The 25,496-nt window shown below is 72.2% G+C and carries 28 protein-coding genes; 16 read left to right on the top strand and 12 right to left on the bottom strand.

The window, feature by feature from the left end; genetic code table 11:
- Window positions 1-35: 35 nt before the first annotated feature.
- Together ACFV9J_RS24010 and ACFV9J_RS24005 are read right to left on the bottom strand one after the other, a co-directional pair.
- On the bottom strand, window positions 36-1,727 hold the full coding sequence (locus ACFV9J_RS24010) for a bifunctional 3'-5' exonuclease/DNA polymerase (protein WP_385356968.1): 1,692 nt from the start codon (window positions 1,725-1,727) through the stop codon (window positions 36-38).
- Between the two features lie 303 nt (window positions 1,728-2,030).
- Entirely contained in the window at window positions 2,031-2,816 is a 786-nt protein-coding gene (locus tag ACFV9J_RS24005) for a Clp protease N-terminal domain-containing protein (RefSeq protein WP_385356967.1), read from the bottom strand.
- 86 nt (window positions 2,817-2,902) lie between these two features.
- Between ACFV9J_RS24005 and ACFV9J_RS24000 the strand changes: the two genes are divergently transcribed.
- Entirely contained in the window at window positions 2,903-4,159 is a 1,257-nt protein-coding gene (locus ACFV9J_RS24000) for a DUF2786 domain-containing protein (protein ID WP_385356965.1), read from the top strand.
- Here the strand turns inward: ACFV9J_RS24000 and ACFV9J_RS23995 are convergent.
- The 3 genes from ACFV9J_RS23995 to rpmB are packed head-to-tail and all read right to left on the bottom strand — an operon-like array spanning window position 4,118 to window position 5,338.
- Window positions 4,118-4,744, bottom strand: coding sequence for a hypothetical protein (locus ACFV9J_RS23995; RefSeq protein ID WP_385356963.1), 627 nt, complete (start codon window positions 4,742-4,744; stop codon window positions 4,118-4,120). The genes ACFV9J_RS24000 and ACFV9J_RS23995 overlap by 42 nt on opposite strands.
- A gap of 52 nt (window positions 4,745-4,796) precedes the next feature.
- Window positions 4,797-5,102 carry a 30S ribosomal protein S14 gene (gene rpsN, locus ACFV9J_RS23990; protein ID WP_385356961.1) on the bottom strand — a complete coding sequence of 102 codons (306 nt, stop codon included), beginning with the start codon at window positions 5,100-5,102 and terminating at the stop codon, window positions 4,797-4,799.
- Window positions 5,102-5,338, bottom strand: a complete 237-nt coding sequence (rpmB, locus tag ACFV9J_RS23985) for a 50S ribosomal protein L28 (protein ID WP_030184039.1) — start codon at window positions 5,336-5,338, stop codon at window positions 5,102-5,104. Before rpmB ends, rpsN begins: the two co-directional genes overlap by 1 nt.
- A 72-nt stretch (window positions 5,339-5,410) precedes the next feature.
- Here rpmB and rpmG point away from each other — a divergent pair, with 72 nt between their 5' ends.
- From rpmG to ACFV9J_RS23960, 5 genes are all read left to right on the top strand, one after another.
- The gene (rpmG, locus tag ACFV9J_RS23980) at window positions 5,411-5,575 is read left to right on the top strand and encodes a 50S ribosomal protein L33 (protein WP_003975405.1); all 165 of its coding nucleotides are present in this window, start codon (window positions 5,411-5,413) and stop codon (window positions 5,573-5,575) included.
- Window positions 5,576-5,581: 6 nt separating this feature from the next.
- Entirely contained in the window at window positions 5,582-5,761 is a 180-nt protein-coding gene (locus tag ACFV9J_RS23975; RefSeq protein ID WP_385356959.1) for a 50S ribosomal protein L31, read from the top strand.
- Window positions 5,758-6,948 (top strand): CobW family GTP-binding protein, encoded by a 1,191-nt coding sequence (locus ACFV9J_RS23970; RefSeq protein WP_385356958.1) that lies wholly within the window; start codon window positions 5,758-5,760, stop codon window positions 6,946-6,948. The genes ACFV9J_RS23975 and ACFV9J_RS23970 overlap by 4 nt, the downstream gene beginning before the upstream one ends.
- Window positions 6,949-6,952: 4 nt before the next feature.
- Window positions 6,953-7,192: a 30S ribosomal protein S18 gene (gene rpsR, locus ACFV9J_RS23965; protein WP_385356956.1), complete on the top strand. Its 240-nt coding sequence runs from the start codon at window positions 6,953-6,955 to the stop codon at window positions 7,190-7,192.
- Window positions 7,193-7,495: 303 nt separating this feature from the next.
- Window positions 7,496-7,747, top strand: a complete 252-nt coding sequence (locus ACFV9J_RS23960; protein ID WP_011028968.1) for a DUF397 domain-containing protein — start codon at window positions 7,496-7,498, stop codon at window positions 7,745-7,747.
- A 39-nt stretch (window positions 7,748-7,786) separates the two neighbouring features.
- On the opposite strand, the gene ACFV9J_RS23955 is transcribed toward ACFV9J_RS23960, so the two are convergent.
- Entirely contained in the window at window positions 7,787-8,251 is a 465-nt protein-coding gene (locus ACFV9J_RS23955) for an ATP-binding protein (RefSeq protein WP_011028967.1), read from the bottom strand.
- Window positions 8,252-8,628: 377 nt separating this feature from the next.
- On the opposite strand from ACFV9J_RS23955, the gene ACFV9J_RS23950 reads away from it, so the two are divergent.
- The 5 genes from ACFV9J_RS23950 to ACFV9J_RS23930 all read left to right on the top strand — a co-directional run bounded on the left by ACFV9J_RS23950 (window position 8,629) and on the right by ACFV9J_RS23930 (window position 13,521).
- Complete coding sequence (locus ACFV9J_RS23950; RefSeq protein ID WP_003975412.1) at window positions 8,629-9,453, top strand: helix-turn-helix transcriptional regulator; 825 nt, start codon at window positions 8,629-8,631, stop codon at window positions 9,451-9,453.
- Between the two features lie 75 nt (window positions 9,454-9,528).
- The gene (locus tag ACFV9J_RS23945; protein WP_385356954.1) at window positions 9,529-10,989 is read left to right on the top strand and encodes an aldehyde dehydrogenase family protein; all 1,461 of its coding nucleotides are present in this window, start codon (window positions 9,529-9,531) and stop codon (window positions 10,987-10,989) included.
- Between the two features lie 76 nt (window positions 10,990-11,065).
- Window positions 11,066-11,707 carry a PadR family transcriptional regulator gene (locus ACFV9J_RS23940; RefSeq protein ID WP_385356952.1) on the top strand — a complete coding sequence of 214 codons (642 nt, stop codon included), beginning with the start codon at window positions 11,066-11,068 and terminating at the stop codon, window positions 11,705-11,707.
- A 93-nt stretch (window positions 11,708-11,800) separates the two neighbouring features.
- Entirely contained in the window at window positions 11,801-12,742 is a 942-nt protein-coding gene (locus ACFV9J_RS23935; protein ID WP_385357047.1) for an ATP-binding cassette domain-containing protein, read from the top strand.
- A 50-nt stretch (window positions 12,743-12,792) separates the two neighbouring features.
- The gene (locus ACFV9J_RS23930; RefSeq protein ID WP_385357046.1) at window positions 12,793-13,521 is read left to right on the top strand and encodes an ABC transporter permease; all 729 of its coding nucleotides are present in this window, start codon (window positions 12,793-12,795) and stop codon (window positions 13,519-13,521) included.
- 75 nt (window positions 13,522-13,596) lie between these two features.
- Here the strand turns inward: ACFV9J_RS23930 and ACFV9J_RS23925 are convergent, their stop codons facing one another.
- Together ACFV9J_RS23925 and ACFV9J_RS23920 are read right to left on the bottom strand one after the other, a co-directional pair.
- On the bottom strand, window positions 13,597-15,024 hold the full coding sequence (locus ACFV9J_RS23925; protein WP_385356950.1) for a glutamate decarboxylase: 1,428 nt from the start codon (window positions 15,022-15,024) through the stop codon (window positions 13,597-13,599).
- 69 nt (window positions 15,025-15,093) lie between these two features.
- Entirely contained in the window at window positions 15,094-15,696 is a 603-nt protein-coding gene (locus ACFV9J_RS23920; protein ID WP_385356949.1) for a TetR/AcrR family transcriptional regulator, read from the bottom strand.
- Window positions 15,697-15,757: 61 nt separating this feature from the next.
- Between ACFV9J_RS23920 and ACFV9J_RS23915 the strand changes: the two genes are divergently transcribed.
- Window positions 15,758-16,684, top strand: a complete 927-nt coding sequence (locus tag ACFV9J_RS23915; RefSeq protein ID WP_385356948.1) for an oxidoreductase — start codon at window positions 15,758-15,760, stop codon at window positions 16,682-16,684.
- Between the two features lie 7 nt (window positions 16,685-16,691).
- Here ACFV9J_RS23915 and ACFV9J_RS23910 read toward each other — a convergent pair whose 3' ends face one another.
- Window positions 16,692-17,531, bottom strand: coding sequence for a CPBP family intramembrane glutamic endopeptidase (locus ACFV9J_RS23910; protein WP_385356946.1), 840 nt, complete (start codon window positions 17,529-17,531; stop codon window positions 16,692-16,694).
- Window positions 17,532-17,771: 240 nt separating this feature from the next.
- Between ACFV9J_RS23910 and ACFV9J_RS23905 the strand changes: the two genes are divergently transcribed.
- Window positions 17,772-18,533, top strand: coding sequence for a MerR family transcriptional regulator (locus ACFV9J_RS23905; protein WP_385356944.1), 762 nt, complete (start codon window positions 17,772-17,774; stop codon window positions 18,531-18,533).
- Window positions 18,534-18,554: 21 nt separating this feature from the next.
- On the opposite strand, the gene ACFV9J_RS23900 is transcribed toward ACFV9J_RS23905, so the two are convergent.
- Window positions 18,555-18,920 (bottom strand): YbjQ family protein, encoded by a 366-nt coding sequence (locus tag ACFV9J_RS23900; protein WP_003975421.1) that lies wholly within the window; start codon window positions 18,918-18,920, stop codon window positions 18,555-18,557.
- Window positions 18,921-19,055: 135 nt separating this feature from the next.
- Here ACFV9J_RS23900 and ACFV9J_RS23895 point away from each other — a divergent pair, with 135 nt between their 5' ends.
- A complete protein-coding gene (locus ACFV9J_RS23895; RefSeq protein ID WP_385356942.1) occupies window positions 19,056-19,964 on the top strand; it encodes a DedA family protein in 909 nt (302 codons plus the stop codon).
- Between the two features lie 121 nt (window positions 19,965-20,085).
- Here the strand turns inward: ACFV9J_RS23895 and ACFV9J_RS23890 are convergent, their stop codons facing one another.
- Window positions 20,086-21,795: a threonine/serine exporter ThrE family protein gene (locus tag ACFV9J_RS23890; RefSeq protein WP_385356941.1), complete on the bottom strand. Its 1,710-nt coding sequence runs from the start codon at window positions 21,793-21,795 to the stop codon at window positions 20,086-20,088.
- A gap of 113 nt (window positions 21,796-21,908) precedes the next feature.
- Window positions 21,909-22,400 carry an inorganic diphosphatase gene (locus ACFV9J_RS23885; RefSeq protein WP_003975424.1) on the bottom strand — a complete coding sequence of 164 codons (492 nt, stop codon included), beginning with the start codon at window positions 22,398-22,400 and terminating at the stop codon, window positions 21,909-21,911.
- Between the two features lie 79 nt (window positions 22,401-22,479).
- Between ACFV9J_RS23885 and dacB the strand changes: the two genes are divergently transcribed.
- Window positions 22,480-24,081, top strand: a complete 1,602-nt coding sequence (gene dacB, locus ACFV9J_RS23880) for a D-alanyl-D-alanine carboxypeptidase/D-alanyl-D-alanine-endopeptidase (protein ID WP_385356940.1) — start codon at window positions 22,480-22,482, stop codon at window positions 24,079-24,081.
- Window positions 24,082-24,243: 162 nt separating this feature from the next.
- Window positions 24,244-25,371 carry a zinc-dependent metalloprotease gene (locus ACFV9J_RS23875; RefSeq protein ID WP_385356939.1) on the top strand — a complete coding sequence of 376 codons (1,128 nt, stop codon included), beginning with the start codon at window positions 24,244-24,246 and terminating at the stop codon, window positions 25,369-25,371.
- Window positions 25,372-25,496 lie beyond the last annotated feature (125 nt).

Here is a 25,496-nt window from a genome sequence, read left to right as displayed (position 1 = left end):
CCCGGTCGCGCCCGCCGTACGTCGCCGTACGTCGCTCACTTCGCGTCCGCGTAGCACTCCACCACCGCCGTCGTGAACGGGAACCGCACCGGGGTCGCACCGAACGTCAGCCGCCCCGCCAGCTCCGCCGCGTCCCGGATCGCCGCGACGACGGTGGCGGCCTCCTCCTCGGGACAGTGCACGATCACCTCGTCGTGCTGGAAGAAGACCAGCTCGGCCGCCATGTCCGCACAGGTCTGCCGCAGGGCCGCGAGCAGGAGCAGGGCCCAGTCGGCGGCGCTGCCCTGGACGACGAAGTTGCGGGCGAAGCGGCCCCGGGCGCGGGCGTTGGTGGAGGCGTACCCCGGCACCCACTCCTGGGCGCGGTCCCCGGCGTCGGCGGGATCGTCCTGCGGCAGGCCCGCCTCCTCGGTGCCGTCGGCCGCGCCGGCCGCGGGCGGGCAGGTGCGCCCCAGCCAGGTGCGCACGAGCCGGCCCTCCTCGCCCGCGCGCGCCGCGTCGTCGACGTACGCCACCGCCCTGGGGAACCGGCGTCTGAGCGCGGCGAGGTTCTTCAGGCCGTCGCCGGACGTCTGGCCGTAGACCGCGCCGAGCACGGCGAGCTTGGCCTGGTCGCGGTCGCCGGAGAAGGCGCGGTCGGAGACGGACTGGTAGAGGTCGGTCTCCCGGCCGGCCACCTCCATCAGGCCGGGGTCGCGGGAGATCGCCGCGAGCACGCGCGGCTCCATCTGGTCGGCGTCGGCGACGACCAGCCGCCAGCCCGGGTCGGCGACGACGGCCCGCCGGATCACCTTGGGGATCTGCAGCCCGCCCCCGCCGTTGGTCACCCAGCGTCCGGTCACGGTGCCGCCGGCCAGGAACTCGGGGCGGAACCGGCCGTCGCGCACCCAGTCCTGGAGCCAGGACCAGCCGTGGGCGACCCAGATCCGGTACAGCTTCTTGTACTCGATCAGCGGCTTCACGGCCGGGTGGTCCAGCGACTCCAGCTCCCACCGGCGGGTGGAGCCGACCTTCACGCCCGCCTGCCCGAACGCCTTGACCACGTCCGCGGGGAGGTCGGGGCGCACCCGGCGCCCGAACGCCGCCGACACCTCCTCCGCCAGCTCGGCCAGACGGCGCGGCTCGCCCCCGCCCGCATACCGCTCGCCGAGCAGGCCGTGCAGGACCTCGCGGTGCACGTCGGCCCGCCAGGGCAGCCCCGCGCGGTTCATCTCGGCGGCCACCAGCATCCCCGCCGACTCGGCCGCCGTCAGCAGCCGCAGCCGGTCGGGGAGGGCCGAGCGGTCGTGCCGGCGCTGCTGCTCGGCGTAGACGGCGAGCAGGTCGGACAGGGGGAGGTGGACGGCCTGGGGCTCGAACAGCGGGGACTGCGCGCCCGGCTCGGCGGAGCGCTGCGGCGGGTCGGGCGGTACGGGGCCGCCGCGCAGCCGGGCCAGGGCGGCCGCGGCCGAGTGCGGCTCCCCGTACCGCCCCTCGTGGCCGAGCAGGAGGGTCTCGGCGGCCTCCACGTCGTAGCACCGCTCCACTCGCACCCCCGCGGCGAGCAGGCGCGGCGCGGTCTCGGCGGTGGACCGCCACACCCAGCGCGCGACGTCCGGCCTGGCCCGGACGGCCTCGGCGAGACCGGGCTCCCGCCGCACGGGTCCGGCGGGCAGCCCGTCGGCGCCGAGGGGGGCGACCTCCACGCCACCGCCCTCGGCCACCGCGAGCGCCCACCTCTCGGCCATGTCGCGAGTGTCGCAGGCGGGACTGACAATGGCCGTCGGCCATGCCGTCGGGCATGCCGTCGTCCACGGCTGTCGTCCCCGGCCGTCGTTCACGGCTGTCGTCCCCGGCCGTCGTTCACGGCTGTCGTCCCCGGCCGTCGTTCACGGCTGTCGTCCCCGGCCGTCGTTCACGGCTGTCGTTCACGGCCGTCGGCCATACCGTCGTCCACGGCTGTCGCCCACGGCCGCCGCCCACGGCCGCCGCCCACGGCCGTCGGCCATACCGTCGTCCACGGCCGCCGCCCACGGCCGCCGCCCGGTGGCTCAGGCCCCTCCGGCCGCCCCGCCCTCCCCGCCCGCCCCGGGCTTCTCGGCCTCCTCCGCCTTCTCGGTGAGGTGGATGAACTCCGCCACCGCGTCGACGACGTACCGCTCGGTCGCCTCCTTGTCGAGGCCGAGCCCGCTCAGCACGCCCTCGCCGTGCTCGTGCTCCAGCAGGGCGAGCAGGATGTGCTCCGTGCCGATGTAGTTGTGGCCGAGGCGCAGGGCCTCGCGGAAGGTGAGTTCGAGGACCTTCTTGGCCGCCGCACCGTACGGCACCAGCTCCGGGACCTCCGCGGCGGCCGGCGGGAGCGCCGCGGTCGCCGCCTCGCGGATCGCGTCCAGGGTCACGTGCTGCGCGGCGATCGCCTTGGCGGAGAGGCTCTCGCGCTCGGTGACCAGGCCGAGGACGAGGTGCTCGGGCAGGCCCTCGGCGTTGCCGGCGGTCTTGGCCGCGTTGTGGGCGGTCATCACGACGTTGCGCGCGCGGGGCGTGTAGCGGCTGAAGCCCTGGCCGGCGTCCAGGTCGGCCGATTCCTTGGTCACGAAGCGCTTCTGCGCCGCCTGGCGGGTGACCCCCATGCTCTTGCCGATGTCGGTCCAGGACGCGCCCGAACGCCGGGCCTGGTCCACGAAGTGGCCGATGAGGTGGTCGGCCACCTCGCCGAGGTGCTCGCCGGCGATGACGGCGTCCTGGAGCTGTTCCAACGGCTCCGGATGCACCTTCTTGATCGCGTTGATGAGTTCGTCGAGGCGTACGGATGACGTGATGCTCGGGTTCGTCGTCATGTGTCAACCGTAGGTTGCACCCTCTCGACTGTCAACTGATGGTTGACAGTCCTTCGGTGTTCCCCGAGTCGTGGCACCATCGCCGGGTGAGTACGCCCCGCACCGTCGACCGTGCCTTCGAGACCGCCCTGTACGACACCGCCGACGACGCCCTCGACACCGCGGCCTCGCTGCTCGCGGCGGATCCGGCGGCGGACGCGGAACTGGACCGGCGCGGCCGGGAGTTCGTGGCCACGGCCTGGCGGCGCGGCTGGCAGCCCGCCGACCTCGTACGGATCGTGCGCCGTGAACTGGACGACGTGCACGTACGGCTGGTGGCCGCGCTGGTCCTCGCCCAGGCGCCCGACGACCGTGCGCGCGGTCCGCGCTGGGCCGCGCAGCTCGACGACCTGCCGCGCGGGGACGGGGCGGCGCCGCCCCGCACCGACCGCTTCGCGCACGCCACCGCCGTACTGGAGCTGTACCGCCTGCTGCTGAGGCTGCCCGGTCTGGAGCCGCTGGAGGTGGGGGAGGGGCCGCGCCGGGACCGGGAGAACCGGCCGGAGTCCCGTGCCCTCGCCCGCATCCGCGCGCTGCTCGCCAAGGCGGAGGCGACCGGGTACCCGCAGGAGGCGGAGGCGCTGAGCGCGAAGGCGCAGGAGCTGATGGCGCGGCACAGCGTCGACGAGGCGCTGCTGGCCGCGCAGGCGCACGGACACGCGCCCTCGCCCGACACGCCGGGGGCCTGCCGGATCGGGGTGGAGCCGCCCTACGAGCAGGCCAAGGCCGTGCTGCTGGACGCGGTGGCCGACGCCAACCACTGCGGGGCCGTGTGGAACGAGCCCTTCGGCTTCTCCACCGTCGTCGGTTTCGAGGCCGACCTGGAGGCGGTCGAACTCCTCTACACCTCCCTGCTGGTGCAGGCCGAGGCCGCGATGACGAAGGCGGAGGCCGGTCAGCGGGCCGGCGGGCGCAAGCGCACCAAGACCTTCCGCCAGTCGTTCCTCGCCGCCTACGCCCACCGCGCGGGCACCAGACTGCGGGCCGCGGCGCAAGCCGCCACGCGAGCGGCCACGGAAGCGGCCACGGAAGCGGCCACGACGGGGGCGCCGGGGGCGGCCGACGCGGACCTCCTGCCGGTGCTCGCCTCCCGCGAGGCCGCGGTCACCGACCGCATGGAGCGCATGTTCCCGGAGACGACCACGACCCGTCTGCGCGGCGCCGCGGACGCGGCCGGCTGGACGGAGGGCACCCGCGCGGCCGACGCCGCCCGGGTCGGCCGCCACCGGCCGCTGGAGCGGACCCCGGGACCGGAGCCGCGCTCAGGAACCGATGCCGGAGGTCGGCAGTCCCGGCGGCAGTGAGCCGCCCTCCGACCTGGTGTACGTCTCCTCGCCCAGCTCCCCCTCCCAGGCCACCGTGAGCGAGGCGGCGTCGACCGCGCCGACCTTGCCGGTGGCGCGGTCGGTGCTGCCGTCGGCGCACTTGAGGCGGATCGTCCGGGTGCCGGAGGTCTCCTTGGCCGTACCGCTGCACACGGTCCCGCCGGTCGCGAACAGGGCCGCCTTGTCGCCGGTGACCATCAGGGCGACGGCCTGGCCGTCGGTGGTCGCCAGCCAGCTGCCCTCCAGCTCGCCGGCGGCACCGGCGGACGGCGATCCGCCCGCGTCGCCGCCCGGGTCCGTGCTCGCGGACGCGCCGGGCGCCGCCGAGGTCTTGTCGCCGCCGCCCGATCCGTCACCCGGGCCGCCGCCGTCGGAGTCACCGCCGTCGGTGCACGCGGTCAGGGCCAACGCCCCCACCAGCCCGAGGGCCAGCGCCGCGGCCCGCACGGGCCGCCGTGCCCGCCGTGCCCGCCGTGCCCGCCGGAGCGCGACCTCGCCGTACCCGGCGTCCGTGCGCGCCGTGTTCTCCGTGCTCGCCGTGTTCCCCGCAGTCACCCACGTCACCGGAAGCTCCAAGCTGTAGCCGGACGGCCGTTCGGCCCCGAACAGCCGCAAGCTACCAGGACGACTTGCGCACCCCGGGAAGATGTCCGGCGTGCGCCTGCTCGCGCAGATTGACCCGGGAGAGCCCGAAGACCCGGAAGTATCCGCGCGGGCGTCCGTCGGTCTGATCGCGGTTGCGCACCCGCGTGGGGCTCGCGTCGCGCGGCTGCCTGCGCAGTTCCCGCCGGGCGGCGAGCCGTTCGGCCTCCGTCGACGAGGGCCGGCGGAGGATCTCCTTCAGCTTGGCCCGCCGTGCCGCGTACCGCGCGACGGTCTCCCGCCGCTGCTCGTTCTTCGCGATCTTGCTCTTCTTCGCCATCAGATCCTCACCCCGCGGGCACGGATGCGCGCCACGGCCGCCTCGACGCCGATCGAGTCGACCGTCCTGATCCCCTTCGTGCTCAGCCGCAGCCGCACGTGCCGGTTCTCGCTCGGCAGCCAGTAGCGCCTTGTCTGGATGTTGGGGTCGAAGCGGCGCGAAGTGCGCCGGTGGGAGTGGGAGACGCGGTTGCCGAAGCCGGGCCGGGCCCCGGTCAGCATGCAGTGGGCGGACACGGTGACGTACCTCTCCTCCGGACCGGACGGGTCCTATCTGTTAATGGAATTCATTTTCAGTAAGATAGCAGCATGGCACGCAACGAACTCCGTCCGGTCATCAAGCTCCGGTCCACCGCCGGGACCGGCTACACCTACGTCACCCGCAAGAACCGCCGCAACGACCCCGACCGGCTGGTCCTGCGCAAGTACGACCCGGCGGCCGGCCGTCACGTCGACTTCCGAGAGGAGCGCTGAGACGCCATGCGCAAGGAAATCCACCCCGAGTACCGCCCGGTCGTCTTCCGGGACCGGGCGGCGGGCTACGCCTTCCTCACCCGCTCGACCATGACCGGTGAGCGCACGGTGGAGTGGGAGGACGGCCACACCGCCGGACGAGTGGAGCGCTTCGAGCGCCGGTACCGGAAGCAGGAGGGGGCATGAGCGAGCCGGGCCGCTTCCCCGAACCGCCGGTGGTGATCGTCGGCGGGCTGCACGCCGACGCGCGCAGGGCGGCCGTGGCCCGGCTGCTCGCCGAGGTGCCCGGCAGCGTCGTCCTCCACCACGACCTGGCGACGGCCGCCGCGGGCACGGTCGTACGGACCGTCCGGGACGCCACCGGCATCCTCGCCGCCGGCGAGGCACCCCTGGTCAACGACTGCGCGTGCTGCGCGCTGCGCGAGGACCTCGTGCCCGAGCTGGTCCGGCTCGCCAAGGCCGGGGGCACCCCGCTGGCGGTCGTCGAGCTGTGGGACTCCGTCGAGCCCAAGGCGATGGCGGAGGTGGTGACGGCGGGCGGCTTCACCGTCGCCGGCGTGGTCACCGCCGTCGATCCCGCGCTGGTGCTGCCCTACCTCGGCAACGGCGACGACCTGGCCGAGGGCGGCCTGGCCGCCGCGGCCACCGACCAGCGCACCGTGGCCGACACCTTCGCGCGGCAGCTGGAGTACGCCTCCGTCCTCGCGCTCGCCGAGCCCCTCCCCGGTTCGCCGGAGGCCGACGACGAGGACCGCGAGCTGCTGGCCCAGCTGCACCCGACGGCCCGCCGGGTCCCGATCGGCCACGGGAACCCGGCGGGCGCACCGCCCGCGGCTCCGGAGCTGGCGCGGGCCGCCCTCGCCGGGTTCGACGTGGAGGCCGCGGCGGCGGCCCAGCACCCGGCCTGCGCGCTGCTGCCCGCGGAGGCCGACGCGCACGGCGTCGCCACCCTGGTCTGGCACCGCCGCCGCCCCTTCCACCCGGAGCGGCTGTACGCGGCGCTGGAGGACCTGACCTGTGCCGCGGCCCGCAGCCGGGGGCGGTTCTGGCTGGCCGGCAAGGGGGACACGCTGCTGCACTGGGACGCCGCGGGCGGTGCCCTGTGCGTGGAGAGCGCGGGGCCGTGGCTCGCCTCGCTCCCCGACGCCGCCTGGGAACTGGTCCCGCCCGTGCGCCGTGCCGCCGCCGCGCTGGACTGGCACCCCGAGCACGGCGACCGCTGCCAGCACCTGGTCTTCACATCCCCCGGCCTCGACCGCGACGGCCTGGCACGGCTGCTGGAGTCCTGCCTGCTGACCGACGCCGAGTACGCCGCGGGGCAGGCCGCCTGGGACCGGCTGCCGCCCGCCTTCGACACCCTCCTGGAGGTCTGACCCCATGCCCCGTCCCCGCAAGGCCGACCGCACACCCGCCCGGCAGCGTCCCAACCCGCTGGACCGGGCCGGAGTGACGTACGTCGACTACAAGGACACCGAGCTGCTGCGGAAGTTCATCTCCGACCGCGGCAAGATCCGCAGCCGCCGCGTCACCCGGGTGACGTCCCAGCAGCAGCGGCAGCTGGCCAGGGCGATCAAGAACGCGCGCGAGATGGCGCTGCTGCCGTACGGCACGCGCTGACCCGCCCGCCGTACCTCACGCACCAGCGACAACACCGGGGCGCGCCCGTACCGTTCGGGCCCCGGTGTTGTCGCATGTTGTTGCATATTCTTCGAATTCGGGGGCACATGCGGGAACGACTTCCCGGGCCCCGGCGTCGTAGTGGGCAGGGCTCGGTAAAGCGGTCGTCAAAGCTGTAACCGCGGGAACACCGCGCGTGCACGTGCATTTGCTCATGCATCTGCACGTGAACGGGGTTATGATCCGGATCAGTTGACCACTGCATCAATGGCCACATCAGCCAGGCACACCGGGGAGCGACCTGTGGACCACGACGTGTACGACGTGTACAACGGCATGGCCGCCACGCAGTTGCACGATGCGGCCTGGCAGAAGAGCCGGCGCAGCAACTCGCAGGGATCGTGCGTGGAGTTCGCGCGCCTGCCCGACGGCGCGGTGGCGGTGCGCAACTCCCGCTTCCCCGACGGTCCCGCGCTCGTCTACACGCGCGCCGAGATCGAGGCCATGCTGCTGGGTGTCAAGGACGGCGAGTTCGACCACCTGATCGCGAGCTGACCCGGAGCGGCCCGGAGCCGGACGGCGGTCCGGGTCCCGCTATATCCGGAACAGTGCCCAGACCACCTTGCCGTTGAGCGTCCCGGCCAGCGGGTGCCAGCCCCAGCTGTCGCTGAAGGAGTCGACGAGGAACAGGCCCCGGCCCGACTCCGCCGAGAAGTCGTCCGTCTCACGGGCCACCGGGCTGTCGTGGCTGGGGTCGCGCACCGCGCACACCAGCCGCTCGGTCCAGCGCATCAGGTGCAGCCGTACCGGGCCGTGCTGCTCGTCGTGGCGCGGGGTGTCCGCGGGCAGCGCGTGACGCAGGGCGTTGGTGACGAGTTCCGAGACCACCAGGCAGACGTCGTCGAAGCGGTCGCCGGTGTCCCAGCCGTCGAGCGTCCTGCGGGTGAACCTCCGGGCCTCGCGCACCGCTTCGTACCGGGGCGGCAGGGCACAGGAGGCGGCGTTGGACACTGCCGCGGGGTCGAGTGGCGGAAGGCCCTGCCGTAACGGCTCGAGCATGGTCGATCCATTCGTCCCCATGCGAGGCACTCCCGGGAATTCGCGGTCGTAGCGATGCGGCGCGGTGGTGCGGGACCATGGTTTCGGATGCGTACCGCAGATGCAAGGGCAGATGCACGTGCACGTGACCGAAATAGACCTGCCCGTACCGCTTGTTGGCCAATTTTTCCGTCATCTTCGCCTCCCCTTCATCTCCCGCGACGGCCGGTTCTGACCTGCCGCGTGCATGATCCTGCACATTTCCTTTGGCTCGATTCCGTTTCCGTAACCGGACGAGTACTGCTCGGAGTGTTTTAGTGGCAGACTGCGGCCCCTGAAGACGGTTGGGGAGGCTGGCGAACGTGAGCGCGGGAGAGCCCGGATCGGTGGTGCGGCGCATGCTGCTCGGATCACAACTCAGGCGACTGCGTGAGACGCGGGGGATCACGCGCGAGGCCGCGGGCTACTCGATCCGCGCCTCCGAGTCGAAGATCAGCCGGATGGAGCTGGGCCGGGTGAGCTTCAAGACGCGGGACGTCGAGGACCTGCTGACGCTGTACGGCATCACGGACGAGCAGGAGCGCGCCTCCCTGCTCTCCCTGGCCAAGGAGGCCAATGTCGCGGGCTGGTGGCACAGTTACTCGGACGTGCTGCCCAGTTGGTTCCCCACCTACGTGGGTCTGGAGGGCGCCGCCTCGCTGATCCGGGCCTACGAGGTGCAGTTCGTGCACGGCCTGCTGCAGACCGAGGAGTACGCCCGCGCGGTCGTCCGGCGCGGCATGAAGGGCGCCGGCGAGGCGGACGTCGAGCGGCGGGTGGCGCTGCGCCTGGAGCGGCAGAAGCACCTGGTCGCGGAGAACGCCCCCGAGTTCCACATCGTGCTCGACGAGGCCGCCCTGCGCCGCCCGTACGGCGACCGCGAGGTGATGCGCGGCCAGCTCCAGCACCTGATCGAGGTGTCCGAACGCCCCAATGTGCGCCTTCAGGTCATGCCCTTCGGCTTCGGCGGGCACTCCGGCGAGAGTGGCGCGTTCACGCTCCTCAGCTTCCCCGAGTCCGACCTCTCGGACGTCGTCTACCTGGAGCAGCTCACCAGCGCGCTGTACCTGGACAAGCAGGAGGACGTCACCCAGTACGAGACGGCGCTGAAGGAACTCCAGCAGGACAGCCCGGGGCCCGACGAGAGCCGGGACCTTCTGCGAGGACTCCTCCAACTGTCGTAAAACATAAGTACGATGACGCTCGGTCAGGCGGCTCGCTCGCGGCGGCTGCGGCAGCTAAGGGGATTGAGGGAACACATGTCGTCGTACTTCACCGACCTCGCCCAGCAGTACATCGACGGCGAGTGGCGTCCCGGCACCGGCTCCTGGGACATCATCGACTTCAACCCGTACGACAACGAGAAGCTCGCCTCGATCACGATAGCCACCGTCGACGAGGTCGACGCCGCCTACCGGGCCGCCGAGCGGGCGCAGAAGCAGTGGGCCGCGACGAACCCCTACGCGCGCCGCACGGTGTTCGAGAAGGCGCTGCGCCTGGTCGAGGAGCGCGAGGCCGAGATCAGCGAGGCGATCGTCGCCGAGCTGGGCGGCACCCGCCTGAAGGCCGCCTTCGAGCTGCACCTCGCCAAGGAGTTCCTGCGCGAGGCGGTCCACCTGGCGCTGGCGCCCGAGGGCCGGATCATCCCCTCGCCCGTGGACGGCAAGGAGAACCGCGTCTACCGGGTGCCGGTCGGTGTCGTGGGCGTCATCAGCCCCTTCAACTTCCCCTTCCTGCTCTCCCTGAAGTCGGTCGCCCCGGCCCTGGCCCTGGGCAACGGCGTCGTCCTCAAGCCGCACCAGAACACGCCGATCGTCGGCGGCACGCTGGTCGCGAAGATCCTTCAGGACGCCGGACTGCCGGCCGGCCTGCTCAACGTCGTGGTCACCGACATCGCGGAGATCGGCGACGCCTTCATCGAGCACCCGGTCCCCAAGGTGATCTCCTTCACCGGCTCCGACAAGGTCGGCCGCCACGTGGCCACGGTCTGCGCCGCCAACTTCAAGCGCTCGGTCCTCGAACTGGGCGGCAACAGCGCGCTGGTGGTCCTCGACGACGCCGACGTCGACTACGCCGTGGACGCCGCCGTCTTCAGCCGCTTCGTCCACCAGGGCCAGGTCTGCATGGCCGCCAACCGCGTGCTGGTCGACCGCGCGGTGGCCGACGAGTTCACCGAGAAGTTCGTCGCCAAGGTGAGCACCCTCAAGACCGGCGACCCTCGCGACCCGGCCACCGTCATCGGCCCGGTGATCAACTCCTCGCAGGCCGACGCGCTCTCCGGCGTGGTCGAGCAGGCGCTCGCCGAGGGCGCCACCGCCCTGGTGCGCGGCTCGGTCACCGACAACCTCGTCGAGCCGTCGGTCCTGACCGGCCTGCCCGCCGACTCCGCGCTGCTCCAGCAGGAGGTCTTCGGCCCGGTCGCCTTCCTCGTCCCCTTCGACGGCGAGGAGGAGGCCGTACGCCTGGTCAACGACACGCCGTACGGGCTGAGCGGTGCCGTGCACACCGGGGACGTCGAGCGCGGCGTCAACTTCGCCAAGCAGATCGACACCGGCATGTTCCACGTGAACGACGGGACCGTGCACGACGAGCCGATCGTGCCCTTCGGCGGCGAGAAGCACTCCGGCCTGGGCCGCCTCAACGGCGACACCATGCTGGACGCCTTCACCACACAGAAGTGGATCTCCGTGCAGCACGGGCGGAGCGGGTTCCCCTTCTAGAGGTTCTCGAGGTTCTAGGGGTTCTCGAGGGTCCCGGCGGGCGGGCCGCCCGGGTGCCGGATCTAGGCTGGACCCCATGTCAGCGATCCGTCTCCTCGTGCTCGGCGCCGTCCGCCAGCACGGGCGGGCCCACGGGTACCAGGTGCGCAACGACCTGGAGTACTGGGGCGCGCACGAGTGGTCCAACGCCAAGCCCGGCTCGATCTACCACGCGCTGAAGCAGATGGCGAAACAGGGGCTGCTCCTCGCGCACGAGATCGCGCCGTCCACGGCGGGCGGGCCGCCGCGGGTGGAGTACGAGATCACCGGGCAGGGCACCGAGGAGTACCTCGCCCTGCTCCGCGCCTACCTCACCGCCTACGACCAGCGGCCGGACGTGCTCACCGCGGCGCTCGGCTTCATGGTCGACCTCCCGCGCGAGGAGGCCCTCGCGCTGCTGGAGGAAAGGGTGCGGAAGATCGAGGAGTGGCGGGGCGCCGTCACCGAGTACTACACGCCCGAGGAGGGCCCGGGCCAGCTCGGGCACATCGGCGAGATCATGAACTACTGGGTCCACTCGGCCGACTCCGGCGCCGAGTGGACCCGCGGCCTGATCGAACGCGTCCGGGGCGGCGCGTACACCTTCGCCGGCGAGGGCGACCCGTTCGTCGGGGTGCTGGCGGACGGCGAGGAGAACCCCTTCGCGGCGGGGCGGCCGCATTACGGGGACGCTCGTTAATCAAGTTTGACCAATGAGAGGGCGCGGGTTATCTTCTGAGCTAGTAGTCAAATTTGGCTAGCTTGTCTCTCGAAGGGGAAGCGGGGAGTGACAGTGGCCGACGCGGCGATCACCGTCGAAGGAGCACGCAAGGAGTACGGCAGCAAGTACGCGTTGGACGGACTCGACCTCACGGTCGCGCGCGGCACGGTGCACGGCGTGCTGGGCCCGAACGGAGCGGGCAAGACGACCCTGGTCCGGATCCTGTCCACGCTGCTGCGGCCCGACGCGGGCCGCGTCGAGGTGGCGGGGCACGACGTCGTCGCCGAGGCGTACGCGGTACGGCTGCGCATCGGCCTGCTCGGCCAGCACGCGGCGCTCGACGAGGAGCTGGGCGGCCGGCAGAACCTGGAGATGTTCGGCCGCCTGCACCACCTGGGCGCCCGGCGGGCACGCGCGCGTGCCGACGAACTGCTCGCGCGCTTCGGCCTCTCCGACACCGGCCGCAAGCCGGTCAGCGCCTACAGCGGAGGTATGCGCCGCCGCCTGGACCTGGCCGCGTCCCTCATCACCGAACCGGAGGTGCTCTTCCTGGACGAGCCGACCACCGGCCTCGACCCGCGCGGCCGCGCCGAGGTGTGGGACTCGGTCCGCTCCCTGGTCGGCGCCGGTACGACGGTCCTGCTCACCACCCAGTACCTGGAGGAGGCCGACCAGCTCGCCGACCGCATCTCGGTCGTCGATGCCGGCCGTGTCGTCGCCGACGGCACGGCGGACGAACTCAAGGCCGCCACCGGCGGCGACCGCGTCGACGTCGTCCTGCGCGACGCCGGCCACCTGGGCGCCGCGGTGGCCCTGCTGCCGCTCACCGGCGTCCGCGTGGACCCCGACCGCCGGCTGCTCAGCGCCCCCGTCACCGACCGCATGGCCGCGCTCTCCGGCGTCGTACGGGCGCTGGAGGAGGCCGGCATCGAGGCCGAGGACGTGGCGCTGCGCCGGCCGACCCTGGACGAGGTGTTCCTGCACCTCACCGACCGCACGAAGGAGGCCGCGTGAGCACGAGCGTCCCGAACGCCGCGTCGTACGCCCTGTCCGACTCCTGGACCATGACCCGCCGCGAGCTGGCCCGCTGGGGGAGGCAGCCGGTGACGGTCGTCGTCAACCTGGTCTTCCCGGTCATGCTGCTGCTGATGTTCGGCTACCTGGTCGGCGGCGGCCGGGGCGTGAGCGGCGAGTACGTCGACTACCTGGTCCCCGGCATGCTGGCCCTCACCATGGCCTTCGGTCTGGAGGGCACCATGATCGCCGTCACCCAGGACCTCAACAAGGGCGTCGTCGACCGCTTCCGCTCGCTGCCGATGGCCAACGGCGCGGTCCTGGTGGGCCGTTCCGCCGCCGACATGCTCCAGTCGGCGCTCGGCCTCACCGCGCTGATCGGAGTCGGGTACGCGCTCGGCTGGCGGGCCCACGGCGGTCCCGGCGCCTTCCTGGGCGCGGTGGGCCTGCTCCTGCTCTTCCGCTTCGCCATGCTGTGGATCGGCATCTTCCTGGCCCTGGTGGCGGGGAAGCCCGAGCTGGTGCAGGCGGTGCAGATCCTGGTCTGGCCGGTCGGCTTCCTGTCCAACGCCTTCGCCACCCCCGACTCCATGCCCGGCTGGCTGGGCACCGTCGTCGAATGGAACCCGATGTCCCAGACCGCCACGGCCGTCCGCGACCTCTTCGGCGGCCCGGGCGGCGAGTCCGGCCACCTCTGGGCGGCCGTCGCCTGGCCGCTGGCGCTGCTCGCGGTGTTCTTCCCGCTGGCGGTGGCGAGGTTCGCGCGGTTGAGCCGCTAGGGGTGTCGTTCGGACCAGGCCCGGTCGCCGCCCACGGTGCCTTGTGGGCGGCCCGGCAAGATCCAAACGCCACCCCTAGTGGTGGAACCCGGTCGCCGCCCCCTTGTCCCGGGTCAGCGGGCCCGACTGGCGGCGCAGCTCCGGCAGCAGCCGCTCCAGGTCGTCCAGGAGCAGGTCCGCCATGTCGGTGGAGAAGCCGTTGCGGCACACCACCCGCAGCACGGAGAGGTCCTCGCGGTGCGGCGGGAAGGTGTACGCCGGCACCAGCCACCCGCCCTCCCGCAGCCGCCGGGACACGTCGAAGACGTCGTACGCCGTCACGTCGTCGGCGGTCGTGAAGGCGAACACGGGCAACTGGTCGCCGCGCGTCAGCAGCCGGAAGTCGCCCAGCGCCGCGACCCGTTCCGCCAGCGAGCCCGCGATGTCCCGGGCGTTCCGCTGCACGGCCCGGTAGCCCTCGCGGCCCAGCCGCAGGAACGTGTAGTACTGCGCCACCACCTGCGCGCCGGGCCGGGAGAAGTTCAGCGCGAAGGTCGGCATGTCGCCGCCCAGGTAGTTCACGCGGAACACCAGCTCCTCGGGGAGTGCCTCCGAGTCCCGCCACAGCGCCCAGCCCACGCCCGGATAGACCAGCCCGTACTTGTGCCCCGAGGTGTTGATCGAGGCGACCCGGGGGAGGCGGAAGTCCCACACCAGGTCCTCGTCCAGGAAGGGCGCGACCATGCCGCCCGAGGCCCCGTCGACGTGCACCGGGATGTCGAGCCCGGTCCGCTCCTGGAGGGCGTCCAGGGCGGCGCACAGGTCGGCGATCGGCTCGTAGGAGCCGTCGAAGGTGGAGCCGAGGATGCCGACGACCCCGATGGTGTTCTCGTCGCACAGCTCGGCGGCGGCCCGCGGGTCCAGGTGGAAGCGGTCGCCCTCCATCGGGACCTGGCGGGCCTCCACCTCCCAGAAGTTGCAGAACTTGTCCCAGCAGACCTGGACGTTCACGCCCATCACGAGATTGGGTCGCACGTCCTTCGCCGGATAGCGGTCGGCGTTGCGCAGCGCCCAGCGCCGCTTGAGCGCCATCCCGGCCAGCATGCACGCCTCGCTCGACCCGGTCGTCGAGCAGCCCACGGCCGCCTCCGGGTCCGGCGCGTGCCACAGGTCGGCGAGCATCGCCACACAGCGCCGCTCCAGCTCGGCGGTGCGCGGGTACTCGTCCTTGTCGATCATGTTCTTGTCCCGGCACTCGCCCATCAGCACCCCGGCCTGCGGCTCCATCCAGGTGGTGACGAAGGTGGCCAGGTTCAGCCGCGCGTTGCCGTCCAGCATCAGCTCGTCGTGGACCAGCCGGTACGCGGTCTCCGGCGGCAGCGGGGAGTCGGGCAGCCGGTGCGAGGGCGGGGCCTCGGTCATGCCGCCGAGCGGGTTCGCCGCCGCGTGGAAGGGGTTCACGGCGAGCCGGCGCCGGTCACGATCGTCGTCGCGGGACGGGCGGGGACCCTGGTGCAGTGACATGCAACCGACGGTAGGCCGGGGCCCGGGGGGCCGCACCCGGGGACGTACGGACGGGCACGGGCCCGCACCTCACGCCGGGTCGGGCGCCGGTCTCCCATTGCCGTCGAACCGGGCGACTGCGTCGGTGACGAGATCGTCGATCTGGTGCGGCGGGACGACCCCGCAGCTGATCAAGCCCGCCAGGCCCTGGAATGTGGCGAGGAAGACCAGACCGGCCCGCTGCGCGTCCTGCGCGCCGGGGCCGTCCCCGGGCCGGGCCTGCCGGAACACGTCGAGGATCGGCGCGAAGGCCTCGGCGGCGCCGCGCGCAATGGCTTCCGCGCCTGCGCCGTGCTTGTGCGCGAACATCAGCTCGACCAGGTTCGGCTCGGAGGTCGTGAAGCCGATGTAGGCGTCCGCGAGCGACCGGATCCGCTCCGCGGGCCCGCCCGCGGTCGCGGCCGCTTCTCGCAGTCGCGCACCGAGGCGCGCGAACCCCTCGACCGCGAGCGCGTCGAGCAGCGACTGGCGATCCGGGAAGTACCGGCGCGGCGCGGCATGAGTCACCCCGATCTCCCCGGTGAGCTCCCGGAGGGAGAGCTCTGCCGCCCCCTTCTCGTGGAGTTTCGTCGCAGCACGGTCCAGCAGCGCCTGACGCAGGTTGCCGTGATGGTACGGACGGGGCGGGGTCATCTCGTCAGGCTACCAAGTAGTTGCCATTGACTACATTGTAGCCAGTGGTTACATTCGGGCTATGTCCACTCCCTCTTCTTCTCTTTCTTCCGCTTCGCGGATACCCGACCAGACCGGCCGGACCGTCGTGATCACCGGTGCCGCGAGCGGCATCGGGCGATCCGCCGCCTCGGCGTTCGCCGTGCGGGGCGCGCGGGTGATTCTCGCCGTCCGCGATCAGGCGAAGGGGCGTGCGGCAGCACGCGACATCGGAGGCCGGGCCGAGGTCCGCGCCCTCGATCTGGCCTCGCTCGCCTCGGTCCGGGAGTTCGCCGAAGGCCTGCGCGAGCCGGTCGACGTCCTGGTGAACAACGCCGGAGCGATGACCGCCGCTCGCCAGGAGACGCGGGACGGCTTCGAGAGTCAGCTCGGCGTCAATCACCTCGGTCACTTCGCGCTGACGAACCTCCTCCTGGACCGCATCACCGGCCGGGTGGTGACGATCGCGTCCAGCGCCCACCGTTCGGCACACATCGACTTCGAGGACCTCCAGTGGGAGCGGCGCCCCTACCGTCCTTTCGGCGCCTACGGCCAGTCCAAACTGGCCAACCTGCTGTTCACGTCCGAATTGCAGCGCCGGCTCACCGAGGCCGGCTCGCCGGTGATCGCCACGGCCGCGCATCCCGGATGGGCGTCGACCGGGTTCCGGATCACCAGCGGCAACCGGCTCCTCGACACGCTCGTGGCGTTCAGCACGCCGTTCCTCGCGCACGGCCCGCAAGGCGGCGCGCTCCCGACCCTGCTGGCGTCAACCGGTGACGTACCCGCCGGGAGCTTCGCCGGCCCGAGCCGCTTCGGCGGCGTGCGCGGCCCCGCCGCACTTGCCGAGCCGTCCGGTCGAGCAAAGGACCCCGAGACCGCCAGACGTCTGTGGGAGGTCTCCGAACGGCTCACGGGCACCGGGTTCCCGCTGACCGCGGACGCGCTCGCCGGTCCGCACACACCTTGACGGCTGGTCAGCGGTTCCCGCGGCGCATGGGGACCAGGTTGCCGCGCCGGTGGGCGGCGATGAGCATGGGGATCGCGATCAGCAGGCTGACGACGACGGGCACGATCGACGCCTCCAGACCGAAGTCTCCGCCGGTCAGCAGCTCGGGGCCGGTCGGGTTGGTGGTCATCAGGCCCTCCGAGGCGTGGCCGGAGACCGGGATGCCGATCAGGCCCAGGGTGGTGTTCCAGGCGAAGTGCAGTCCCACGACGAACCAGATGTTGCGCGTCCACAGGAACGCGGCACCGAGGAGGACGCCGGCCTCGACGGCGATCGCGGCCGAACTCCACAGGGTGGCGTCCGGGTTGGCCAGGTGCAGTAGGCCGAACAGCACCGCGGTGGTCGTCAGAGCCGCCCAGCTGCCCCACATCTTCTCCAGCGCCTGGAGAGCGAGGCCGCGGAAGATCAGTTCCTCGGTCACGGCGGCGCCGAGCTGCATCGCGGCCATGCTCGCCACGATCGACAGGGCGCTGCCGGGTCGTTCGGTGAACGAGAACTCGGTGAGGAGCATGAGCATCGACACGGTGATGAACGCGAAGCCGATCGCGGCGCCGGACAGCGCCCGCGTCACGGCTCCCGGCCTCGCGAGCTCCGGCATGCTCCGCCGGGCGACGAAGCGCATGACCGCCCAGTAGACGGCGACCGCCAGGACCGCGCCGACGACGGCGACCACCCCGCCCGCCGAGGCCAGCCCGGACGCCAGACCCACCCCCACGATCCCGGTCAGCATCCAGACGAGGGGAGACTGGAGGAAGCGGCCACGCTCCACGCGTGTGGGCCGGGGCGAAGCGGTGCGAGTCGTACTCATGGTGACCTCCGGGTGGCATCGGCCGCGTGCCTTCCGGCGACCTGCCAGGAACGCTACGCAGACGGCCACGTTCCCGAATCACCCCCGAGTGGACAGTCCCCCGTAGCTCCCGCGGGGGACACGGGGCGGTGGCTGCCGCGCAGGGCGGGGCCGGTCACGGCGTGGCACGCGGAACGTCCGGGCTTGCACCTCACGTCACGTGAGGAGGCAGCGTGGACGGCGTCAGAGAAAGGAGCGGAAGTGAGCTACTCCGTGGGACAGGTGGCCGGCTTCGCCGGAGTGACGGTGCGCACGCTGCACCACTACGACGACATCGGCCTGCTCGTACCGAGCGAGCGCAGCCACGCGGGCCACCGGCGCTACAGCGACGCCGACCTCGACCGGCTGCAGCAGATCCTGTTCTACCGGGAGCTGGGCTTCCCGCTCGACGAGGTCGCCGCCCTGCTCGACGACCCGGCCGCGGACCCGCGCGCGCACCTGCGCCGCCAGCACGAGCTGCTGTCCGCCCGGATCGAGAAGCTGCGGAAGATGGCGGCGGCCGTGGAGCAGGCCATGGAGGCACGCAGCATGGGAATCAACCTCACGCCCCAGGAGAAGTTCGAGGTCTTCGGCGACTTCGACCCCGACCAGTACGAGGAGGAGGTCCAGGAACGCTGGGGCGGCACCGACGCCTACCGCCAGTCGAAGGAGAAGACCGCCTCCTACACCAAGGAGGACTGGCAGCGCATCCAGGACGAGGCCGCCGAGCTGACCCGGCGCTTCGTCGCCCTGATGGAGGCCGGTGAGCCCGCCGAATCCGAGGGGGCCATGGACGCCGCCGAGGAACACCGGCAGGGCATCGTCCGCAACCACTACGACTGCGGGTACGAGATGCACACCTGCCTGGGCGACATGTACGTCTCGGACGAACGTTTCACGCGGAACATCGACGCCGCCAAGCCGGGCCTCGCCGCCTACATGCGCGACGCGATCCTCGCCAACGCCGTCCGGCACACCCCCTGAGCGGTGGTCGTGGCCCGGGTCTCACTCCCGGGCCACGACCACCGCCGTCCCGTACGCGCACACCTCGGTGCCCACGTCCGCCGCCTCCGTCACGTCGAAGCGGAAGGACAGCACCGCGTTGGCACCGCGCGCGCGTGCCTGCTCGACCAGCCGCTCCATCGCCTGGTTGCGGGTCTCGACCAGCGTCTTGGTGAGACCGCGCAGCTCACCGCCGACCAGCGACTTCAGCCCGGCACCGATCTGGCTCCCCAGGTGCCGGGAGCGCACGGTCAGCCCGAAGACCTCCCCGAGCACCTCCTGCACCCGGTGGCCCGGCAGATCGTTGGTGGTCACGACGAGCACGTCGGGCTGCGGGCCCTGGCCGCCGCCGTATTCTTCAATACCCATGATTCTCAGGTTTCCCCGGGGAACGTCACAGCGCACCCCAAGACGCCCCGTGGAACCTGGGGCACCGCGGCCGCGTTGTACGTTTGGGCAGCCAGGTCCAGCCCGCCTCCCCCCAGCAGCAGGAGCCACAATCCCGTGACCACCCTTGCGCTCGGTCCCGAGTGGATCAGCCCGGACTATCTGATCGAGACGTTCAGTCTGCCGGGCATCCTGCTCATCGTCTTCGCCGAGTCGGGACTCTTCGCGTTCCTGCCCGGCGACTCGCTGCTGTTCACCGCGGGCCTGTTCGTCGCCCAGGGCGAGTACATCAGCCAGCCGCTGTGGCTGGTGTGCACCCTGATCGTGGCCGCCGCCGTCCTCGGCGACCAAGTCGGCTACATGATCGGCAAGTTCTTCGGTCCGAAGCTCTTCAGCCGCCCCAACTCCAAGCTCTTCAAACAGGAGAATCTGGAGAAGGCGCACGAGTTCATGGAGAAGTACGGCCCCAAGGCGATCGTCCTGGCCCGCTTCGTGCCCATCGTGCGCACCTTCGCCCCCATCGTGGCGGGCGCCGGCCGCATGAAGTACCGCACCTTCCTCACGTACAACGTCATCGGCGGCGTCGCCTGGGGCACCGGCGTCACCCTCGCGGGCTACTGGCTCGGCCAGATCGAGTTCATCCGGGCCCACGTCGAGGGCATCCTCGTCCTGATCATCCTGATCTCCGTCGTCCCGATCGCCATCGAGTACCTGCGCGAACGCAAGAAGAAGCAGCGCGCCGCGGCGGCCGCGCCGACCCCTGCGGCGGCCCAGCAGCACCAGCCCCAGCCCTCGTACCCGGTCATGGACGACGCCACGACCCAGCTCCGCCGGGTGGACCCGTACGACCAGCCGCAGCAGCAGTACGACCAGTACGGCCAGCAGTACGACCAGGGCTACGGCGACCAGCCGCCCTACGGCACCCAGCAGCCCCCGCAGCAGCCGTACGCCCAGCAGTACCCGCAGGGCTACGGCGACCGGCCCCAGCAGTACGGCGACCAGTACCCGTACAACCAGGGCCGCTGAAAGCGTCCCAAGGGGCGCGGGGCTGCATTGATGTGCGGCTTCGCCGCGTGGGCGCGACCAGCCACGACGAGCCCGTAGCCGCCGACGGACAGAACCACCCGAGTCCGTGAGGCGGCCGGCTCTAGAAACCCCGGGTCCGCTTCGCCGCCCGCCTGCCGGCGGCACTCGCGGCGCCGGGCACCTTCAGGAACAGCCGCGAGATCTCCCCGCCCAGGTTCACCCCGATCGCGATGGCCATCGCCAGCGCCACCGCGTTGGACAGCGACAGCAGCCCCGAGTCGACCTCGCTCTGCGCGATCCCCAGCAGACCGAAGTACGTCGCCGAACCGGGCAGCAGCGGCCCGATCGCCGCGGTCGTGTACGGCAGCGCCGACGCGAACCGGTAGCGGGACATCAGCTGCCCGAACAGGCCCACGAGCCCCGCTGCGGCGGCCGTGGAGGCCACCGGCGAGATGTCACCGGCGTAGTGCATGGCGCCGTACACGCACCAGGCGATGCCGCCGTTCAGGGTCACCGCGAGGACGGTGGCCCGTTCCTGCTGGAGCAGGATCGCGAAGGCCAGCGACAGCAGCATCGAGGCGAAGATCTGCACGAACGGTTCGTCACCGGTGCCGAGCTTGGCGTCCGGGTTCAGCTCGGCGCCCAGCTGGACCCCGAAGTACAGCACCACCAGCACCCCGGCGACGATGCTGACGAAGAAGTACATGACCTCCAGCAGACGGGCCGCGGCGGTGATGTAGAAGCCGGTCAGACCGTCCTGCACCCCCGCGACCAGCGCCCGCCCGGGCAGCAGCGCGAACAGCCCACCGGTGATCACCGCGGACGCCTTCACGTCGACGTGCGTCACCGTCAGCACGACACCCATCGCGGCCGGCGGCATCGCCGCCACCGCGAACTGGTAGAACTCCGGCAGCCCGCGCCCGGCGCACAGCCAGGCCAGCCGGTCGCCGAGCATCGAGCCGAACATCGCCGCGAAGAACACGGTCAACCCGCCACCGACGAGCAGCGAGGCCCCGCCCGCGAGCAGACCGCTCGCCATGGTCAGCACCCAGGTGGGGTACGGGTGCCGGTTGCGGCGGATCTCCGCGAGGCGCCGGTAGGCCTCCTCCAGCGAGATGTTCGTGTCGGGGTCGCTGAGGTCGTCCACCAGGTGGAACACGGCCGCCAGCCGGGTGTAGTCGGTGCCCCGGCGGCGTACCGTCCGCGACGCCGTCACCGGGTCGTCGACCAGGGACGGCTGGTGGGAGATCGACAGCAGGGTGAAGGTGACGTTGGGCTCGCAGCGGTCCAGGCCGTAGGACCGGCAGACGGCGAACATGGCCGCCTCCACGTCCTCGGCGCCCTCACCGCCCGCCAGCAGCAGCTCCCCGATACGCAGGGTCAGGTCGAGCACGCGCGGCACGGCCGGGCCGGTCTCGTCGTCGTGCTTCTGCGAGGGCTCGGGCGCGGGCCGCTCGGCCACCGGCATCCGCAGCATGGCGCGCATCCGGTCCTGCCAGGGCACGTCCGTCAGGCTCACCGCGGGGAAGCCGCTCGCCGGGGTGAAGGCGGCCGGGGCGGTCCACGCGCTGTGCGTGCTCGGCATGGTGAACGCCGAACCCTCGGTGTCCGCGGGGGCGGCCGGAGGCGCCTCCAGGCCGTCGGGGAGCGAGAACTCCGAGGTCGTCTCGGACTCGCTGTCGGCGGGCCGGGTGACGGCGAGTCCCTGCGGGATCTCGAACTCGGACGTCGTCGACGACTCGCCGTCGATCGACGCCGCGATCCCACTGGGCTGCCGGAAGGCACTGCGGGCCTCGTCCGACTGCGGTTTGGGCTCCTCCGCCTCCGTCACCTGCGCAACGCTCCCTGGTACGAACACACCCTCCTGTTGACCTCAGTATGGTCACTCAAACACGAACGGGCCGCACGCGTGTGCGTGCGGCCCGTTACGGGAGAGGCGCCTGCTCAGTGGCCGCCCTGGTCCTTGAAGCGCTTGTAGGACCGCTCGATCTCGGCCTCGGCCTCGGTGCGGCCCACCCAGTCGGCGCCCTCGACGGACTTGCCGGGCTCCAGGTCCTTGTAGACCTCGAAGAAGTGCTGGATCTCCAGGCGGTCGAACTCCGACACGTGGTGGATGTCACGCAGGTGCTCCACGCGCGGGTCGGTCGACGGCACGCACAGCAGCTTGTCGTCGCCGCCGGCCTCGTCCGTCATCCGGAACATGCCGATCGCGCGGCAGCGGATGAGGCAGCCCGGGAAGGTCGGCTCGTCCAGGATGACCAGCGCGTCCAGCGGGTCGCCGTCCTCGCCGAGGGTGTTCTCGACGAAGCCGTAGTCGGTCGGGTAGGCGGTCGAGGTGAACAGGCGGCGGTCCAGGCGGATACGACCGGTCTCGTGGTCCACCTCGTACTTGTTCCGCGAACCCTTCGGGATCTCGATCGTGACGTCGAACTCCACCGGACGCTCCTCCATGATCAGCACATAGTTCTGGTGGTTAAGTGTCCCTCACGCAGGTGTGTGATCGCGAAAGGGGCTGGTGACAGTGCCAGAGCTGAGACCTTGGCGGACCGCGCGACCGCATGTCGCGCGGGCCGCGGATGCCGTACGTCCCCGTCTGGCCCGATTCGTCCGGGCAACCGGACCGCGGGTCGCACGGTTGGCACGGGCCACGGCGCCGCGGCTCGCCCGGATCACGAGGCCGAAGACCTGGCAGTACACCGCCGGTGCCGCCACCGCCGGGCTGGCACTGGCCGCCGGGGTGGTGACCGTCGCCGGCCCCTGGGACTCCACGGGTCAGCGTACGGCCGAGCGGGACCGGGCCGTCGCCCTGGAGCACACGGGTGGCGCAGATCACGGCCGCGGATCCGGGGCCTTCGGTACGTCGTCCGGTTCGCCCCGCCCCGCGCCCAGCGCCGGGGCCGTACTGGCCGGTCTCGGCGGCACCTCCACCCCCGGCGGCGTCAAGGCGGCACCCGGCGACCAGGACCTCGCGGACCTCCTCGACCCCCTGCTCAAGGACGCCCCCGGGCTCGGTGAGCGCCGCGCGGCGGCCGTCGTCGACCTCACCACCGGCAAGCGCCTGTACGGCCTCGGCTCCGACGCCCCGCTCACCCCGGCCTCCACCACCAAGATCGCCACGGCCGTCGCCGCCCTCACCGCCCTCGGCCCCGACCACCGCCTCACCACCCGCACCGCCCTGGAGGCCGACACCGGCGAGGTCGTCCTGGTCGGCGGCGGCGACCCCACCCTCACCGCGCGCGAGGACGCCCGGGGCCTGGCCAGCCTGCGCACCCTCGCCGAGAAGACCGCCGCCGCCCTGAAGAAGCGGGGCGTGCGCGAGGTGACGCTGTCGTACGACACGACGCTCTACGCCGGTACGGAAATGCACCCGATCGGGGTCAACGAGAACCTCGCCCGCGTCACCGCCCTGATGACCGACGAGGGCCGCACCGACGACTCCACCAGCGGCCCCGCCCCGCGCGTGCCCGACCCGGCCGCCGACGCCGCCCGCACCTTCGCCGGCCTCCTGAAGCAGCACGGCGTCACCGCGTCGACCCCCGGCCCCTCCAAGGCCACCGGCCGCGCCGACACCCTCGCCACGGTCTCCTCGCCCCCGCTGTCGGCCCTGGTCGAGCGGATGCTGACCAACAGCGACAACGACCTCGCCGAGGCCCTGGCCCGCCACACCGCCGTGGCGACCGGCAAGCGCGCCGACTTCGACGGGGCGGGCGCCGCCGTCACGGCCCGCCTGAAGCAGCTCGGCCTGCCGGTGGGCGGCGCGCGGTTCCACGACGGAAGCGGCCTGGACCGCACCGACCTGATCAGCGCCGACCTGCTCACCGCGCTGCTGGCCGAGGCGGCCGACCCGGCCCGCCCCCAGCTGCGCCCGGTCCTCACCGGCCTGCCCGTCGCCCACTTCACCGGCACCCTGTCCGGCCGTTACACGGACGGCGCAGCGGGCCTCGTCCGAGCCAAGACCGGCACCCTCACGGGCGTCAACACCCTCGCCGGCACGCTGACCACCCCCGACGGCCGCCTCCTCGGCTTCGCCTTCCTGGCCAACGACACGACGGACGCCCGGGCGGCCCAGTCGGCTCTGGACCACGCGGCAACGGCACTGGCGTCCGAGCCCTCGTAGCTGCGGGCAGTCGTGCCACACCGCCGTGGGCAGGCGTTCCGCAAGGCGGAACGGGTGGGCACGGCCTGCAACGCCGGGTGCCCAGGTAACGGACCTCGCCCCCGCCGACCTGGTACCCCGCACGACTGCCCCCCAGCGGCAGCGCTCCCGTACCGTTGACGCATGACGAGCATCGGCGCAAATTCCGGCATGGTCGACTGGAACCTCGCGGTGGCGACCGCGACCCGGCTCGTACGGCCGGGCCCCGAGGTGAGCCGCGACGAGGCCAGGGCCGTCGTCGCCGAGCTCCGCCGCCATGCCAAGTCCTCGGAGGAGCACGTCCGCGGCTTCACCCGGATGGGCACCGAGGAGACCCACGACACCCCCGTCCTGGTGGTCGACCGGCCCGGCTGGGTCCGGGCCAACGTCGCCGGGTTCCGGGAGCTGCTCAAGCCCCTGCTGGAGAAGATGCAGGAGCGGCGCGGCGGCGGCGCGGGCAACGCGGTCCTCGGCGCCGTCGGCGGCAAGGTCACCGGCGTGGAGCTGGGCATGCTGCTGTCGTTCCTGTCCTCCCGCGTCCTCGGCCAGTACGAGACGTTCGCCCCGGCCACCCGGGAACTGCCGGCCGGCGCGAACGGCGGCGGCCGGCTGCTCCTGGTCGCACCGAACATCGTCCACGTGGAACGCGAACTCGACGTCGAGCCGCACGACTTCCGCCTGTGGGTGACCCTGCACGAGGAGACGCACCGCACGCAGTTCACCGCCGTGCCCTGGCTGCGCGACCACCTCGAGGGCGAAATCCAGTCGTTCCTGGCCGAGACCGACGTGGACCCGATGACCGTGCTCGAACGGGTCCGCGAGGCCGCCCAGTCGCTGGCCGGGGGCCGTCCCGAGGCGGAGGAGGACGACGGCGGCCGCTCGCTCGTGGAGCTGGTGCAGACCCCGGCCCAGCGGGAGGTGCTCGGCCGCCTCACCGCCGTGATGTCCCTCCTGGAGGGGCACGCCGACTTCGTGATGGACGGCGTGGGACCGGCGATCGTGCCGAGCGTCGGGGAGATCCGGGAGAAGTTCCAGCAGCGCCGCGCCAAGGGCGCCTCCCGCCTCGACATGGCGCTGCGCAAGCTGCTCGGCCTGGACGCCAAGCTCCGTCAGTACCGGGACGGCGAACGGTTCGTACGGGCCGTCGTCGAGGAGTGCGGCATGGACGGCTTCAACCGTGTCTGGACCTCGCCCAACACGCTCCCCACCAAGTCGGAGATCGCCAAACCGGCGGACTGGATCGCGCGGGTGCACCGCAAGCCGGAGGCGTGAGCCGCGCGGGCGGGGCGTGAAACGATTCCGGCCTACGGCAGGCGAACGACCCTTCAATCACCCGTCCGAGGGACCGTGAGCCTTCGGCAGGCGTGCGATGCTCGGGGAACGGCCCGTTTCTGTCA

This window comes from Streptomyces sp. NPDC059906, from assembly GCF_042730645.1.
Lineage (GTDB): Bacteria > Actinomycetota > Actinomycetes > Streptomycetales > Streptomycetaceae > Streptomyces > Streptomyces rubrogriseus.
This window is presented reverse-complemented; position numbering and strand designations above follow the sequence as displayed.